The organism is Fictibacillus sp. B-59209 (genome assembly GCF_036216745.1).
Classification (GTDB): domain Bacteria; phylum Bacillota; class Bacilli; order Bacillales; family Fictibacillaceae; genus Fictibacillus_C; species Fictibacillus_C marinisediminis.
The window spans coordinates 1-15021 of record NZ_JARMMC010000030.1; the positions used below are offsets into that span (position 1 = coordinate 1).

Annotated in this window: 17 protein-coding genes, 1 tRNA gene, 1 other RNA gene and 1 other annotated feature; of the genes, 6 read left to right on the forward strand and 13 right to left on the reverse strand. The window is 43.6% G+C overall.

Annotated elements, in window-relative coordinates:
- A partial coding sequence (locus tag P4361_RS20615; RefSeq protein ID WP_328090802.1) for a hypothetical protein occupies positions 1 to 188 on the forward strand: 188 nt, incomplete at its 5' end.
- A gap of 47 nt (positions 189 to 235) precedes the next feature.
- Here the strand turns inward: P4361_RS20615 and P4361_RS20620 are convergent.
- From P4361_RS20620 to tadA, 7 genes are all read right to left on the reverse strand, one after another.
- Entirely contained in the window at positions 236 to 502 is a 267-nt protein-coding gene (locus tag P4361_RS20620; RefSeq protein ID WP_062240420.1) for a pro-sigmaK processing inhibitor BofA family protein, read from the reverse strand.
- A 67-nt stretch (positions 503 to 569) separates the two neighbouring features.
- The gene (locus P4361_RS20625; protein WP_053356287.1) at positions 570 to 794 is read right to left on the reverse strand and encodes a YaaL family protein; all 225 of its coding nucleotides are present in this window, start codon (positions 792 to 794) and stop codon (positions 570 to 572) included.
- 18 nt (positions 795 to 812) lie between these two features.
- Positions 813 to 1409, reverse strand: coding sequence for a recombination mediator RecR (gene recR / locus P4361_RS20630; RefSeq protein WP_053356288.1), 597 nt, complete (start codon positions 1407 to 1409; stop codon positions 813 to 815).
- A 10-nt stretch (positions 1410 to 1419) separates the two neighbouring features.
- Positions 1420 to 1743 (reverse strand): YbaB/EbfC family nucleoid-associated protein, encoded by a 324-nt coding sequence (locus P4361_RS20635; RefSeq protein WP_053356289.1) that lies wholly within the window; start codon positions 1741 to 1743, stop codon positions 1420 to 1422.
- A gap of 21 nt (positions 1744 to 1764) precedes the next feature.
- A complete protein-coding gene (gene dnaX, locus P4361_RS20640; protein ID WP_328090804.1) occupies positions 1765 to 3447 on the reverse strand; it encodes a DNA polymerase III subunit gamma/tau in 1683 nt (560 codons plus the stop codon).
- 111 nt (positions 3448 to 3558) lie between these two features.
- Positions 3559 to 3824: signal recognition particle sRNA large type (gene ffs / locus P4361_RS20645), an RNA gene on the reverse strand.
- Positions 3825 to 3917: 93 nt separating this feature from the next.
- Positions 3918 to 4415, reverse strand: a complete 498-nt coding sequence (gene tadA / locus P4361_RS20650; RefSeq protein WP_091010726.1) for a tRNA adenosine(34) deaminase TadA — start codon at positions 4413 to 4415, stop codon at positions 3918 to 3920.
- A 109-nt stretch (positions 4416 to 4524) separates the two neighbouring features.
- Between tadA and P4361_RS20655 the strand changes: the two genes are divergently transcribed.
- From P4361_RS20655 to P4361_RS20665, 3 genes are all read left to right on the forward strand, one after another.
- On the forward strand, positions 4525 to 5127 hold the full coding sequence (locus tag P4361_RS20655; RefSeq protein WP_328090805.1) for an isochorismatase family cysteine hydrolase: 603 nt from the start codon (positions 4525 to 4527) through the stop codon (positions 5125 to 5127).
- A 114-nt stretch (positions 5128 to 5241) separates the two neighbouring features.
- Positions 5242 to 5883: a deoxynucleoside kinase gene (locus P4361_RS20660; RefSeq protein WP_328090806.1), complete on the forward strand. Its 642-nt coding sequence runs from the start codon at positions 5242 to 5244 to the stop codon at positions 5881 to 5883.
- Positions 5880 to 6548 (forward strand): deoxynucleoside kinase, encoded by a 669-nt coding sequence (locus P4361_RS20665; RefSeq protein WP_053356294.1) that lies wholly within the window; start codon positions 5880 to 5882, stop codon positions 6546 to 6548. Before P4361_RS20660 ends, P4361_RS20665 begins: the two co-directional genes overlap by 4 nt.
- Positions 6549 to 6895: 347 nt before the next feature.
- Here P4361_RS20665 and P4361_RS20670 read toward each other — a convergent pair.
- The 6 genes from P4361_RS20670 to guaB all read right to left on the reverse strand — a co-directional run bounded on the left by P4361_RS20670 (position 6896) and on the right by guaB (position 13455).
- Positions 6896 to 6988, reverse strand: a tRNA-Ser gene (locus P4361_RS20670).
- A gap of 105 nt (positions 6989 to 7093) precedes the next feature.
- A complete protein-coding gene (gene serS / locus P4361_RS20675; RefSeq protein WP_328090807.1) occupies positions 7094 to 8368 on the reverse strand; it encodes a serine--tRNA ligase in 1275 nt (424 codons plus the stop codon).
- A 282-nt stretch (positions 8369 to 8650) separates the two neighbouring features.
- Positions 8651 to 8869 (reverse strand) — a binding site (T-box leader).
- Between the two features lie 39 nt (positions 8870 to 8908).
- Positions 8909 to 9493, reverse strand: a complete 585-nt coding sequence (gene pdxT, locus P4361_RS20680) for a pyridoxal 5'-phosphate synthase glutaminase subunit PdxT (RefSeq protein WP_328090808.1) — start codon at positions 9491 to 9493, stop codon at positions 8909 to 8911.
- A gap of 16 nt (positions 9494 to 9509) precedes the next feature.
- The gene (gene pdxS / locus P4361_RS20685) at positions 9510 to 10394 is read right to left on the reverse strand and encodes a pyridoxal 5'-phosphate synthase lyase subunit PdxS (protein WP_053356298.1); all 885 of its coding nucleotides are present in this window, start codon (positions 10392 to 10394) and stop codon (positions 9510 to 9512) included.
- 150 nt (positions 10395 to 10544) lie between these two features.
- Positions 10545 to 11849, reverse strand: coding sequence for a serine hydrolase (locus P4361_RS20690; RefSeq protein WP_425590298.1), 1305 nt, complete (start codon positions 11847 to 11849; stop codon positions 10545 to 10547).
- 148 nt (positions 11850 to 11997) lie between these two features.
- A complete protein-coding gene (guaB, locus tag P4361_RS20695) occupies positions 11998 to 13455 on the reverse strand; it encodes an IMP dehydrogenase (RefSeq protein ID WP_053356300.1) in 1458 nt (485 codons plus the stop codon).
- Positions 13456 to 13586: 131 nt separating this feature from the next.
- On the opposite strand from guaB, the gene P4361_RS20700 reads away from it, so the two are divergent.
- Entirely contained in the window at positions 13587 to 14540 is a 954-nt protein-coding gene (locus tag P4361_RS20700) for a YaaC family protein (RefSeq protein WP_328090810.1), read from the forward strand.
- 288 nt (positions 14541 to 14828) lie between these two features.
- Positions 14829 to 15021 (forward strand): hypothetical protein (locus P4361_RS20705; protein ID WP_328090811.1); only part of this gene is annotated, 193 nt, incomplete at its 3' end.

The window sequence follows — 15021 nt, forward strand, 5'->3', positions numbered from 1 at the left end:
GGTTTTCAAAGAACAAGTTTGCGCCGCTCGTTTTGGCGACTTTATTAGAATACCACATGGGCACCTATCAAGTCAATAACTTTTTTGAAAAAAGTTATTTGGTTACTGACCTAATCAGCAAGCAAAAGAAGCAGCTCAATAAATATACCACCCTTATTCATACGTTGCAAGAGTTTTTTTCAAAATAAAAAAGAAACCCTCTGATTGCCGAACAAATTGCTCGGCAGCAAGAGGGCTATCCTACGATAAAATATTGAATGGCTGCAAGTGAGGCAAGGCCTGGCAAGCCAAGCAGCCCTGATATGAAGACAGTAGCCGCATTGATCGGCACGTGTATATCATAGGATGCACCGGCAGTGTTCAAAAAGAACAGCAGCAGAGCTCCGATGGATAATCTGATGAGCATCTGACCTGTCCATCTTAATGGTTTTAACGGCGCCCCGATCAACAGGAGCAGCAGAATTGCACTACCGAGAATGGAAATGACCATCACGGGTTCCATAGTTATCATCCCCCAGCTTCTTTTATAGTAAATGTATGGGGGATGTCCCAAAAAAAGAACAGGAAGACTATTTCAGTCTTCCTGTGGTTACCTTTCTTATTTTGGCCTCTTTTAAGAGAAACAGATACTTGGCCTCAGCGAGCTTAAGTTCATATATAACCTGTTCAGAAGGCTCGACGCTTCTTTCCACCAGGCCTTTCTGGTGCGTCCACACTGATTTAACTTGTTGGAGAGTTTCTAGAAGACGTTCATCCCCTGCTTTTCTTAAACGTCCTTTTCGGGAGAAAAACATGCTGTGTGTCTCCTTTTTTTAAATTTCACGTCTGCCTTCCATTGCTTTAGATAACGTCACCTCGTCGGCATATTCCAGATCTCCGCCTACTGGCAAGCCATGAGCAATACGTGTAACCTTAATGCCGGTCGGCTTCAGCAGACGGGCAATATACATGGCAGTTGCCTCTCCCTCAATATTAGGGTCGGTGGCCAGTATAATTTCCTGGATGGTATCATCGGAAAGTCGTTTTAACAGCTCGGCAATCTTGATATCCTCCGGCCCAATTCCTTCTATTGGAGATATGGAGCCATGCAGCACGTGATAAAGCCCTCTAAAGTCCTTCATTTTTTCCATAGCTATCACATCTTTTGAATCATGAACGACACAAATGGTCGTACGGTCCCTGCTGGAATCGTCGCAGATCATGCATGGATCACGGTCTGTAATATGGAAACAGTTGGTGCAATAGATTAAATTCCGTTTGGCGTTGACGAGGGCACGGCCGAAATCGAGTACATCGTCTTCGCGCATCTCTAATACGAAAAATGCCAGACGGACCGCCGTTTTTGGTCCGATCCCTGGCAATTTCATAAAGCTGTCGATCAGCTTTGATATTGGCTCTGGGTAATGCATGTTCCGCCCCCTAGAATAATCCCGGTATGTTTAATCCTTTAGTGAATTTACCCATATCCTGGTTCACAAGCTCATCTACTTTTTTCAAAGCATCGTTCGTTGCTGCAAGCACTAAGTCTTGAAGCATTTCGATATCTTCTGGATCCACTACATCTTCTTTAATATTAACTTCTAGTACTTCTTTATGGCCGTTGGCAATAACAGTAACCATTCCGCCGCCAGCTGTTCCTTCAGCTTTCTTATCCTTAAGATCTTCCTGCGCTTTTGCCATTTCTTTTTGCATCTTCTGCATTTGTTTCATCATATTGTTCATGTTTCCGCCGCCACGCATCATACGTATCATCCTCCTAAAGGTTTATTCTTTTATTTCAATTAATTCTTCACCAAACAGCTTTTTGGCTTCCGCAATTAAAGGATCTTCCGCTTCTGCCTGGCTGTTGCCGTCCCCGCGCTGCTGCTGCTGGATGAATTCTTTTTTCACAGTATCCCATTCCGGCTGCAGGATGGTTAACATCGTTAGGGACTTCCCTATTGTACTATAAATCACGCCCTCTACACAGCTTCGAATATTGTCGGATGAAGCCATTTGGCTGTGAATTTCATGCTGGAAAGACAACAGGACATCCTGATCGGAACAAGCAACCGGTTCGGCGCCGGATAAAAGGGCGTATACACTCACTTTTTCCGATTTTATCTTTTCCATGATCGCTCCCCAATTGTTTTTCAATTGGACCAAATTCGGTTTCGAAGCTTTTTTCAGCATTTCTTTTATACGGCCTGTATTTGTGCCGCTCCCCCTGCCTGCTGTACGGAAGGTTTTCTTTTCCTGGACAGCAGGGGTAGAAGGATCAGCTGGAGCAAGGGCTACCCCTTTTTCTTTTAGTTCCTTCACCTGCTGTTCCAGTACTTCTATTTTCTTTAAAAGCTCCTGTCCCGCTCCCGCTGATACCTGTCGTTCTTCCTGACAGATTTTAATCAGGGAAAGCTCGAGGAAAATCTTAGGATGGTTTGTCCATTTCATTTCCTGCTGAGACTGATTAAGGAGTTCTATAACCTTGTAGATCCATGTACGGTCCGTTCCCTGTGACAGCTCCTTAAATTCTTCATCGACTTTTACACGGTCCAGCACTTCTTCAAGTCCAGGAGCTGTCTGATATAAAAGCATGTCACGGTAATAATAGATCAAATCCGTGATAAACCGGACAGGGTCTTTTCCTTCAGCCATTAGCCGGCCGGCAACATGGAGTGCTTTTGCAACATCCTGTTCTTTGAAGGCTGCTGCCACTTGCGACAAGAATCCCTGTGACACTGCTCCGGTTACAGCAAGAACGTCTTCTACCCTGACTTCATCTTCACTGTAGGATATTGCCTGATCGAGCAGGCTGAGTGCGTCGCGCATTCCGCCTTCTGCTGCCCGGGCAAGCAAATGCAGGGCGTCATCATCAGGAATAATGCTGTTGGAGTCCAGGATCGTTTTCATCCTGTCCACGATCGACTGGCTGGAAATGCGTTTAAAATCGAACCTTTGGCACCGTGAAATGATGGTCAGCGGAATTTTATGAGGCTCTGTTGTAGCAAGTATGAAGATAACATGCGGTGGAGGTTCTTCCAGTGTTTTAAGCAATGCGTTAAACGCTCCGGTTGAAAGCATGTGGACCTCGTCAATAATGTAAACCTTATAACGGACAGCTGACGGTGCAAATTTTACCTTGTCGCGGATATCCCGGATGTCGTCTACCCCGGTGTTTGATGCTGCGTCAATCTCTAATACATCAGAGATCGAACCGTTCGTGATTCCAATACAGTTATCACACTCATTGCATGGTTCCGCTGTAGGGGCTTTTTCACAGTTTACTGCTTTTGCAATGATCTTTGCTGCACTTGTTTTTCCGGTTCCCCTCGGGCCTGAGAATAAATAGGCATGGGAAAGCTTGTCCTGCATTAGTGCGTTCTGGATTGTCTTGGTGATATGTTCCTGACCGACCACATCATGAAAGGACTGCGGCCGCCAGACACGGTAAAGCGCTTGATAGCTCATCCCATGCCCTCCTTCATTCATTTCGTCAATTTGCTCTATCTTCTATTATACTGAAAACGAACAAAAAACTCACCCCATAAGGAGTGAGTTGTTGTTTGAATATATAAAATGCCGCGCACCTCTCTTTGGTATAGCCAACCTATGCGTTACGCAAGCAGTTAGCTCGATCCAGGCTGCCCCACGGCACACGAAGATGACCACTTACTGCTGCTTCCTTCCGGACCTGACAGGGTTCATGGGTCTCCGTTGCGCAGGACCCGAATGTCAACACCACTTACTTGCGTCAGACCATACGCAGGACTAACCGAGGAGAGGAATTCAGCCTCGCTACAGCGGATTGCGAGTACAGGGCACCGCTACCTCCCCACCTAGCGCGACAAAGTGTATAACGTTATTTAGGCACATATCAAATGTGCAAGATTAAGTATACAACGGTGATGCTAAAAAATCAACCCGAACCAGATATTCCCTCAAAGGCTGCTCTGATTTTTTTTCTTTTCCTTGTTCCGTTTTCTGAGTCCCCTGAAAAAAGCAGACAGCATCTCACTGCACTCCTGCCCGCGCACGCCGGGAACGACTTCGCATTGGTGATTGAAGCGCTCCTCCTCCAAGAGGTTCATCAGCGTTCCTGCACAGCCGCCTTTTGGGTCATGTGCGCCAAAAACCACACGGTCAACTCTGGAGAGAACGATGGCCCCAGCACACATGGCACAAGGTTCCAGGGTAACATAAAGTGTACTTCCGGTAAGCCGCCATGTGCCTTTATTCTTGCATGCTTGATCAATAGCGATGAGTTCGGCATGGGCAACTGCACGGTGTTCGATCTCACGGCGGTTATAAGCCGCAGCGATGACCTCATCATCCATCACCAATACTGCACCGATTGGAACTTCACCAAGTTCTTCTGCTTTTCTGGCCTCATCCATAGCCAGAGACATATAATGTTCATCTTTTTCATTTTGAAGCATCATTCCGACTCCATCTTTGTATTTTATGTGATTATACATAAGGTTTGGCCAATAATAAAGAGAGGAATAGTTATGGATGTGCAAAAAGACGTAAAGGAGTGGATTTCATATGTCCTCAACACCATCTTATCCACCGGTTGCTCTCCTTATTATAGATGTTATCAATGATTTTGATTTTCCGGAAGGCCACATGCTCATTGAACAGGCACTGCCTATTGCCCCGAACATTGCAGATCTCAAAAATAAAGCCAAAGAGAACGGCATTCCAGTTATCTATGTGAACGATAATTTCGGAAAATGGCAGTCCGACCGAAAGAAACTGGTTAATTACTGCCTTGAAAAGGAAGGGAAAGAATTTGTCGAGCAGCTCGTACCTGAGGATAACGATTTTTTCATTATTAAACCCATGCATTCGGCCTTCTTTTCAACACCATTATCCACGCTGCTGCATGATATGAAAATAACAACTTTAATACTCGCGGGCTTGGCCGGCAACATTTGTGTCCTGTTTTCAGCAAACGATGCATTCATGCGTGATTTCACGCTCTATGTGCCGGAAGACTGCTCCGCTTCCAACATTACTGAAGATAATGAACGGGCTATTCTTTTAATAAAAAATACATTGAGAGCCGATACTTCCTCATGCCATGAACTTAACTTTAAAAAAATCATAAAAGAGGCGGAACAAAATAAAAAACGGACAATTCTATAGAATCAAGAAGATTTTAATTTAACTGTATTTTGTTCTATTCCCTCCGCCCTTCATATGCTACAATATTTTCTGTCTGTTATTTTTTTGTAATTGAAAATAGGGAGGAAAAGCAGCATGAATTCTACCCCCTTTATTGCAGTTGAAGGGCCAATTGGTGTTGGAAAAACATCATTAGCAAAAGCCATCTCAGAACACTATAAATTTAAGCTGTTGAAAGAGATCGTTGAAGAAAATCCGTTCTTGGGGAAGTTTTACGATAACATCGAAGAGTGGAGTTTCCAGACAGAGATGTTCTTTTTATGCAACCGCTACAAACAGCTTGAAGATATACAAATACACTACTTAAATCAAGACATTCCGGTTGTGGCTGATTATCATATTTTTAAAAACCGCATCTTTGCGGGACAGACACTCGCCGCCGATCATTATAATAAATATATGCAGATTTTCGATATTCTCACGAAAGACATGCCTGTGCCCAATATGATCATCTATCTGAACGCCAGTCTTGATACCCTGCTGGAACGCATAGAACTTCGGGGCAGAAATATCGAGAAGCAGATCGATCCATCATACTTAATGAGACTCATCAATGATTACGAAATGTTTATGGCGGCTTTTCAAAACGAGCATCCTGAGATCCCTGTTCTATCTTTTAATGGTGATGAACTGGATTTTGTCACTCAAAGCAGTGATAAGGAAAAGATATTTGCTGCGATTGAAGCCACCTTGCAAAAAGGAGAACTGACTCGATGAATTTAGCCGAAAAATACAGCATTCCCTCAGATGCAGTCATCACTATTGCAGGTACGGTCGGAGCCGGTAAATCTACACTGACTTCAGCTCTCGCTCAAGCCTTAAACTTCAGAACATCAATGGAAAAGGTCGACAACAATCCGTACCTGGATAAATTTTATAAAGATTTTAAGCGATGGAGCTTTCATCTTCAGATTTTCTTTCTAGCTGAACGTTTTAAAGAGCAGAAGAGAATGTTTGAATACGGCGGAGGCTTTATTCAGGACCGGTCAATCTATGAGGATACAGGCATCTTTGCAAAAATGCATTACGATAAAGGGACAATGTCCGAAGTGGATTATGATACGTATACGCGTTTGTTTGAGGCAATGGTTATGACCCCTTATTTCCCTCACCCGGATGTTCTGATCCATCTCGAAGGATCGCTTGATGATATCTTGCAGCGCATTAAACAGCGTGGCCGTCAGATGGAACAGGATACACCTGTTGAATATTGGGAAGAGATGTATGAACGCTACGAACAATGGATTTCTAACTTCAGCATCTGCCCCGTACTTCGCTTGAACATCAATGATTACGATCTGCTTCATGATCCTGAATCACTCGAAAAAATCATGGCGAAGATCGGCCAAAAGATTGAAGCCAAAAGAGAAGTCCGGTTATAAAAAAGAAGTGCCTCCGATGATGACGGAAGGCACTTTTTTTATTAGCGATTTATCTCCTATATAGGCTGAAAAATAAAAAGCTATTTTCGCAACCTTTGTTGCTCTTGAAAGTGGTTGATTTCCATTCCAGGCTGCTCGCTTTCCGCGGGGCGTGCGGTGAGCCTCTAGGCGCATGCGCCTGCGGGAGTCTCACCTGTCACGCATATCCCGCTGGAGTCTCGCACCTTGCATTCCAATCAACTTGTCAAGGAAGTAATCTAGACAAAAAATCTTCACTAAGCAACAATCTTTTGGAAAAGAGCCAAATAAAAAAACACCTGCACAGCGGCAGATGTTGAAATTATGTATGGAGGAGGTAGAGGGATTCGAACCCCCGCGGGTTGTTACACCCCTGTCGGTTTTCAAGACCGATCCCTTCAGCCGGACTTGGGTATACCTCCATGGTCTTACTGACAAAAATAATAATACCATGTGACTCAATTATATGTCAACATTCTTTTATAAAAAAATGAAAAAGGAAGGAGTAAATCCTTCCCTTTCTCTTTTTACTTGATAACTTCTTTGTTCCCCATATATGGGCGAAGCACTTCAGGGATGACGATAGAGCCGTCTTCCTGCTGATAATTCTCGAGGATGGCAGCTACGGTACGGCCGATTGCCAGTCCTGATCCGTTCAGTGTATGAACAAATTCAGGTTTCCCTTTCGCTTCGCGGCGGAAGCGGATTTGCGCCCTTCTCGCCTGAAAGCTTTCAAAGTTAGAACAAGAAGAAATTTCACGGTACGTTCCGTAGCTCGGCAGCCATACTTCAATATCGTACTTCTTCGCAGCAGTAAATCCTAAATCAGCTGTACACATGCTCAGTACACGATATGGAAGCTTTAACAGCTGAAGAATTTTTTCTGCATGGCCTGTCAGCTTTTCAAGCTCTTCATAAGACTCTTCCGGTTTCACGAAACGGACAAGCTCTACTTTATTAAACTGATGCTGACGGATGAGACCGCGTGTATCACGGCCAGCAGATCCTGCTTCAGATCGGAAACAAGCGCTGTATGCAACATAACCTTTCGGAAGCTCTTCGGCAGTTAAAATTTCATTGCGATGAAGGTTGGTTACCGGAACTTCAGCAGTCGGGACCAAAAAGTAATCTTCTTCGCGGATTTTAAATGCATCTTCCTCAAACTTCGGCAGTTGCCCAGTTCCTGTCATGCTTTCTCTGTTCACCATGTAAGGAGGCAAGATTTCAGTATAGCCATGCTTATCTTCATGGTAGTCCATCATAAGGTTGATTAAAGCTCGTTCAAGGCGTGCTCCCGCTCCCTTATAAAAAGCAAAACGGCTTCCAGTTACTTTAGCGGCTCTTTCAAAATCGACGATATCAAGATCTGTCGCCAAGTCCCAGTGAGCTTTTGGTACGAATGCAAACTCCTGAATATCTCCCCAATGGCGTACAGGTACATTATCGTCCTCTGTTTCACCAACCGGTACACTTTCATGAGGCAGGTTCGGCAGTGTGAGCATCAGGTGGTTCAGATCCTCTTCCACCGTGCGCAGATCGTCATCGATGGATTTAATCCGGTCTCCCACTTCACGCATCTCTGTGATCAAGTGGTCGGCATCTTTCTTTTCACGTTTGAATTCCGCTACCTGTTTGGATACTTCGTTACGTTTAGACTTTAATGTTTCTGTTTCACCAATCAGTTCACGGCGCTTTTCATCCAATTCAACAAAACGGTCCAAGCCTGTTAAGTCTTCTCCCCGTTTGCTCAATTTCTCTTTTACTTCATCAAAATTCGCTCGAACATATTTCAAATCAAGCATGTTTCTTCCTCCTTTAATCAATAACCTTTTCTGACAAAACCCAAATAGCTAAAGAAATCCATAATTGTGGCCCGGTATCCGTTCAAAAAACAAGGAGTTATAGGCAACGAAGAAATCCGCCGCTTTGCCCGAGTAGCCGGACAAGAAGCAAGGAGTTCGAGGCGCCGCTGATTCCGAGGACCGGAGTTTGGTATACCCAAATGAGGATCCGAGGAAATCAAGGCAACGAAGAAATCCGCCGCTTATTGTCCGGCGTATAAATACAAAAAACTCCCGTCCCTATAAAGGGACGAGAGTTAACCCGCGTTGCCACCCTAGTTGCAAGTAAATACACCTGCCACCTTGTCATTGATAACGGACAATGTATACCGGGAAAGCTTACGTTATAATTTCAGCTTCCCACTCAAGGATGGATTCACAAATGACTTTGGTCGGTTTACACCAGCCACCGACTCTCTAGGCAAAGATCATTTTGCTACTGGTTCCTGTCAGCGATTTAACAAATAATGTTTGTATAGTAATGTACAATATTTTCTGCTTTTATGCAATAATCTTTTTCTTCTGAGATGCCATTTCCACAAAAAACTGGTGAAGACGGTAATCATCGGTCAGTTCCGGGTGAAAGGCCGCACATAGGAAGTGTCCTTGTTTTGCAGCAACGATACGCTCATTATGAACAGATAAAACTTCTACTTCTTCCCCGACTTCTACTATATAAGGAGCTCTGATGAAAACACCATTCACATCTTCGCCTACACCCTCAATGTGCAAGTCAGCTTCAAAGCTATCCACCTGCCGGCCGAATGCATTTCTCTCAACGGTCATGTCAATGAGCTCGAGGTGAGCGTGGTCTTGACCTTGAATGCGTTTTGCCATGAGGATAAGGCCTGCACATGTACCGAAAACTGGCTTTTCTTGCGCAAACTCCTTCAATGGTTCAAGGAAATTATATTTATCGATCAGACGCCTCATCGCAGTGCTTTCGCCGCCTGGGATCACAAGCCCGTCCAAATCATTCAACTCTTCAATACGCTTTACGCTCACTGCTTCTGCGCCGCTTTCTTGCAAAGCTTTAATATGTTCTCTCACAGCGCCTTGCAGGGCAAGAACACCAATTTTAATCATCGCGTTGCTTCCTTTCTTACCAGCCTCGTTCCTGCATGCGGTCTCCAGGAAGTAGCGTGGAGATCTCGATTCCTTTCATTGCAGTACCGAGTCCTTTTGATAGTTTAGCAATCAGCTCATAGTCTCTGTAGTGAGTGGTTGCTTCTACAATCGCACGGGCAAATTTCTCAGGGTTTTCGGACTTGAAGATTCCTGATCCGACAAATACTCCGTCAGCGCCTAACTCCATCATTAATGCTGCATCTGCAGGAGTGGCTACGCCGCCAGCTGCAAAGTTAACGACAGGAAGTCGTCCGTCTTTTTTGATTTGAAGAAGGATTTCATATGGTGCTCCAAGATTTTTAGCCTCAGTCATGAGTTCATCTTCACTCATAGCTGCTACCTTGCGGATTTGACCTTGAATCATGCGCATATGGCGAACAGCTTCCACGATGTTTCCTGTTCCAGGCTCACCCTTTGTACGAAGCATAGAAGCGCCTTCTCCGATACGGCGGGAAGCTTCCCCAAGATCACGGGCTCCACATACAAAAGGAACTGTGAAATCACGTTTGTTCAAGTGGAATACTTCATCCGCAGGAGTAAGTACTTCACTTTCATCAAGGTAATCAACACCCATTGATTCAAGAACACGTGCTTCCACGATATGTCCGATTCTAGCTTTCGCCATTACAGGGATACTGACTGCATTTAGTACTTCCTCTACGATTGTAGGATCCGCCATGCGCGCTACTCCGCCCGCTGCACGAATATCTGCTGGAACTCGTTCTAACGCCATAACGGCTACTGCTCCGGAAGCTTCGGCAATTTTAGCTTGCTCTGCATTGATAACGTCCATAATGACGCCGCCCTTTTGCATTTCAGCCATTCCGCGTTTTACACGATCTGTACCTGTCTTTAACATGCTACATATCCCCCTGTTTATTTATTAACTCATTTATGAGTTTTTTTAATAATCAAATTCACATTCATTTTAACGTAAAACCAATAAATTCGCTAGGGTTTAAAAAATACTCTTCAAAAGCAATGCTTTTGAAGAGTATTTCATCCAAGATCAGAACCAGCCTTTTACAGTGTCAACTGCAGAATCCCAGGCACCGCCAAAGAAATGGCCAGTACCTCTCATGGCAAGAACAAACCAATTGGCTTTTTCTACTGCCTTGGTTGTTACAACACTAGCTTGTCCTTTACCGGATCCGTCATTCAGCAAATAGCCGTGATCCGCATCTTTACCTGTATATTTCAATTGAATATGGCCGATTGTTTCACCTTTTTTTAGAGGAGCTTTCAATTTGCCGTCTTTATCCAAGTGCTTCTTGTCGATCACAAGCACTGGTTTATAATTTTGCTTTTCGCCATTTTTCACAAGCATTGAAACCGGTTCTTGTGTTGCAATCCCAACTTCTTTCTCTTTTCCTTGGATAACAGGAAGAGTTTTTTGTTTCTTCAGCTGATAGCCTTTTGGAAGAAGTGTTTCTTTTGTGTAGTTGGAAAATCCGTAATCAAGCAATTGTTTCGTCTCACCAAACCGGCCAGCATAGCTGTTCGATTTCATAAGAACAGAAATCAACCGTGTTCCATCTCTTTTCGCTGTAGCTGCAAAAGAGTAACCCGCATTGTCCGTAGTACCCGTCTTTAGTCCGTCTACTCCCTTATACCCATAAACGAGGGACGGAAGCATCCAGTTCCAGTTCTTCATCATGATTTTATCGTCAGTCCCGGGACGGAACCATTTGGATGGAATACTTGCTGTATCCAAAACTTCAGGATAGTCACTGATTAATTTGAATGCAAGGATCCCTACTGATTTTGCGGACATCTTATTTTCATCCGTCTTGCTCCCAACGGAATCATACCCTTGGAGGTCATTGTTGTTCAGACCTGTACTGTTAACAAAACGAGCATCCTTGATTCCCATCTTTTTAGCTTTGTCATTCATCATCCCGACAAACTTGGACTCTTTACCATCGCCAACAAGCTCTGCCAATGCGATCGAAGCACCGTTTGCAGAATAAATGGCCATAGCTTCATATAATTCTTTTACTGAATATTTATAATCACTTCGCAATGGTACGTTTGAAAGGTCTCTGTTTTGTGAAATTTTATGTGCATAATCACTAATGGCTGTTTTTTGATCCCATTGAATTTTGCCTTTTTTAATTGCTTCATTGACCAGGTATTCAGTCATCATTTTTGACATACTGGCTGGCGGCAATACTTGATCGGCTTTATTTTCGTATAAAATCTTACCTGTATCTCCATCAACTAAAATCGCCGTCTCCGATTTTGTTTTCAATTCCGGAGCAGCGCTTGCTTTTTCTGAATATCCAAATACACTGGCTGATAGCATTGAAACCATGACAGCTGAAAAAGTAAATCCTTTAAGTTTGTTGCCGAACAAAACTGACACCTCCATACAATTTACACAAACGTAATTGTACCATAGCAATATACAAAAAAATAGACAGAGGAATGACCTCTGTCCACTTTTTTTATAAAATCCATCTTTAGACTGAATAATTTGGTGCTTCTTTGGTAATTTGTACTTGGTGAGGGTGGCTTTCTCTTAATCCAGCACCGGTAATCTTAACGAACTTAGAATTATTTTGAAGCTCCTCTAATGTAGGAGTTCCGCAATATCCCATACCTGAACGAATTCCGCCGATCAGCTGGAACAATGTATCAGCCAGTGGCCCTTTATAAGGGACTCGACCTTCAATGCCTTCTGGAACGAGTTTTTGATTATTTTCCTGGAAATATCGGTCGCGGCTTCCTTGCTCCATAGCCCCGATCGATCCCATTCCCCGGTAAACTTTAAATTGGCGCCCTTGGTAAATTTCCCGTTCTCCTGGGCTTTCGGTTACTCCGGCAAGCAAGCTTCCGAGCATAACAGCATTTCCGCCTGTAGCAAGAGCTTTCACGATGTCTCCAGAATATTTAATGCCTCCGTCAGCAATGATCGGAATACCGTGCTTGCGGGCTTCTGTTGCGCAGTCATAAATGGCCGTAATCTGAGGCACACCTACACCGGCAACAACACGGGTCGTACAGATCGATCCAGGCCCGATTCCGACTTTGACCACACTTGCTCCAGCTTCGATCAAATCTCTTGTCGCTTCTGCTGTTGCTACGTTTCCAGCAATGATGGTAAGGTCAGGGTATTTAGCACGAACTTCTCTTACTTTAGTCAATACACCTTCAGAGTGGCCATGAGCCGTATCGATGACGATAACATCCACTCCTGCTTCGACCAATTTATCAATGCGAACCATTGCATCTTTTGTTACCCCTACTGCAGCACCAGCCAGCAAACGACCTTGGCTGTCTTTAGCAGAATTAGGGAACTCAATAACCTTTTCGATATCTTTTATTGTAATTAATCCTTGAAGAGTGCCTTCATTATCGACCAATGGAAGCTTTTCAATCTTATGCTTTTGAAGTAATTGCTCTGCTTCTTTTAGGGTAGTTCCTACTGGGGCAGTCACAAGATTTTCTTTCGTCATTACATCTGAAATCTGAATGGAGTAATCTTCAACAAAACGAAGATCACGGTTGGTGAGAATGCCTACAAGCTTCTTATTTTCATCAACAATGGGAACACCGCTGATTCTGTATTTCCCCATAAGATGTTCAGCATCAAAAACTTGATGATCAGGTGTAAGGTAGAACGGATCAGTAATAACTCCGCTTTCAGAGCGTTTTACTCTGTCCACTTGCTCTGCCTGCTGTTCGATAGACATGTTTTTATGGATAATACCTAATCCGCCCTGGCGAGCCATGGCAATCGCCAATTCTGCCTCTGTTACCGTGTCCATTCCAGCGCTTATAACAGGGATGTTTAACTGTACGGAATCTGAAAGACGTGTCTTCAATGAAACATCTTTTGGCAAAACAGACGATTTTGCCGGCACTAAAAGCACATCATCAAACGTTAATCCTTCTTTTTCAAACTTGCTCTCCCACATGCATACTCCACCCTTCTCTTCAATTAACTTCCTGAAAAATATTATTTGTAGATTAACAACTGGATAAACTACTGTCAAGGAAGGAACAATAAGTCTAACTTTTCAAAAAATACCACGGAGGTGAGCGCCCGATGTCAGATGCGAATACCTGGTCATTATATTATAGTTTTTTCTCCTCCAGCAGGGCGCAAAAATACCTTTATGGCTGCTACGAAAACGCTGGAATTGAGCAGGCAGAAAGCAAAAGCTATCAAAACTGCTATCCCTTCATTTATTTTCTGGAACATGGAAAGAAATATTATGACTTGGCAGGTACAGCACCGACTGAACTCCAGCCGGTTTTGCTGTTCTATGGCATGATCCAGCTGCTAAAGGCGTGCATACTGACCGTTGACCCTGACTATCCAGAAAACAGTTCTGTTCTTGCCCACGGTGTAACAACCAGGAAACGTAAAAAGAAGTATTATGAATTTCTTCATGATGAAGTGAGGATTCAGAGGAGCGGTCTTTTTAATCACTTTTCCACTAAATTGTTTCATGTGAAACATGCAGAAGGCGAAAAGCTTAAGATGAATGATATTATGGCTCTTATACCCGAATTGAGAGATCTTTTTCTTCATGTTCATAACGAAGATATAAACGTTCAAGTAATGCGAGACGATCAGGAGCTTATTATTCCCATTGATGTGCTGGATGGTCTTCATATGAACACCGGAAGACTGATCTCCTTTCTCAATGAAAACCCGGAAATCACCTTTCAACTTTTAAAAGAAACAAAAGAACATATCATTGTTCATTCTTCCAAAGAACTCCATCCCCTTGAATGCGAACCATTCAGCTATCACACTAACGGTTCATATTATCTCTACAGCAGCCGCAGAGAGATGAAAGAATTGAATGAATGCATGATTCATTATGCTGTTCTTTATAACCTGAGCATGCTGTGCCGATATGAGACCGAGTGGTGGAGTGATATCTTTCATTCCTATACTACCAATGATCTCCCTTTTATCAAGGAATTCCTATCCATTACACGTACAAAAATACCCTATTTGCTTGGACAATTCCTGCAGCGGAAAGGGTGAGCAGGATTCTTGATTTAAAAGAGTTTCGAGGGTGCTTGAGGGAGGGGTTCTGGGGGTTCGAGAATCAGAAAAGGGTGATTCAGGCGGACTTCCTTGGGTGATTTGGATCGTTACTTGCGGATTTGGTGGGTTTACTTGCGGTTCGACAGCGTTTACTTGCGATTCGACAAGATTTACTTGCATATCACGTCATTTTCATACTTATTGGGTTGATCCCTCGATGGTTTTATGAAAAATAGAACAAGTAATTAGTTTGTATAGGCTTTATTCTTTCGTGTTTTGTGGCTAATGGATAAGGTTTTGAAGGTTCTACTTTGTTGTTCGGGATCGTTACTTGCGGGTTTGTACGGTTTACTTGCGGCTTTGGCCCTTTTACGTGCGACTTTGAAGGGTTTACATGCGGGAATGGAGACTTTACGTGCGACTTTTCAGCCTTTACATGCCAAACCCATCATTGTCACAAAAAAGAACATACAAAAAA

What these genes read in the sequence shown, in the direction of transcription:
- P4361_RS20620 (WP_062240420.1), bottom strand. Translation starts at nt 502, where the DNA reads ATGGAACCCGTGATGGTCATTTCCATTCTCGGTAGTGCAATTCTGCTG.
- P4361_RS20625 (WP_053356287.1), bottom strand. Translation starts at nt 794, where the DNA reads ATGTTTTTCTCCCGAAAAGGACGTTTAAGAAAAGCAGGGGATGAACGT.
- recR (WP_053356288.1), bottom strand. Translation starts at nt 1,409, where the DNA reads ATGCATTACCCAGAGCCAATATCAAAGCTGATCGACAGCTTTATGAAA.
- P4361_RS20635 (WP_053356289.1), bottom strand. Translation starts at nt 1,743, where the DNA reads ATGATGCGTGGCGGCGGAAACATGAACAATATGATGAAACAAATGCAG.
- dnaX (WP_328090804.1), bottom strand. Translation starts at nt 3,447, where the DNA reads ATGAGCTATCAAGCGCTTTACCGTGTCTGGCGGCCGCAGTCCTTTCAT.
- tadA (WP_091010726.1), bottom strand. Translation starts at nt 4,415, where the DNA reads ATGCTTCAAAATGAAAAAGATGAACATTATATGTCTCTGGCTATGGAT.
- P4361_RS20655 (WP_328090805.1), top strand. Translation starts at nt 4,525, where the DNA reads ATGTCCTCAACACCATCTTATCCACCGGTTGCTCTCCTTATTATAGAT.
- P4361_RS20660 (WP_328090806.1), top strand. Translation starts at nt 5,242, where the DNA reads ATGAATTCTACCCCCTTTATTGCAGTTGAAGGGCCAATTGGTGTTGGA.
- P4361_RS20665 (WP_053356294.1), top strand. Translation starts at nt 5,880, where the DNA reads ATGAATTTAGCCGAAAAATACAGCATTCCCTCAGATGCAGTCATCACT.
- serS (WP_328090807.1), bottom strand. Translation starts at nt 8,368, where the DNA reads ATGCTTGATTTGAAATATGTTCGAGCGAATTTTGATGAAGTAAAAGAG.
- pdxT (WP_328090808.1), bottom strand. Translation starts at nt 9,493, where the DNA reads ATGATTAAAATTGGTGTTCTTGCCCTGCAAGGCGCTGTGAGAGAACAT.
- pdxS (WP_053356298.1), bottom strand. Translation starts at nt 10,394, where the DNA reads ATGTTAAAGACAGGTACAGATCGTGTAAAACGCGGAATGGCTGAAATG.
- P4361_RS20690 (WP_425590298.1), bottom strand. Translation starts at nt 11,849, where the DNA reads ATGGTTTCAATGCTATCAGCCAGTGTATTTGGATATTCAGAAAAAGCA.
- guaB (WP_053356300.1), bottom strand. Translation starts at nt 13,455, where the DNA reads ATGTGGGAGAGCAAGTTTGAAAAAGAAGGATTAACGTTTGATGATGTG.
- P4361_RS20700 (WP_328090810.1), top strand. Translation starts at nt 13,587, where the DNA reads ATGTCAGATGCGAATACCTGGTCATTATATTATAGTTTTTTCTCCTCC.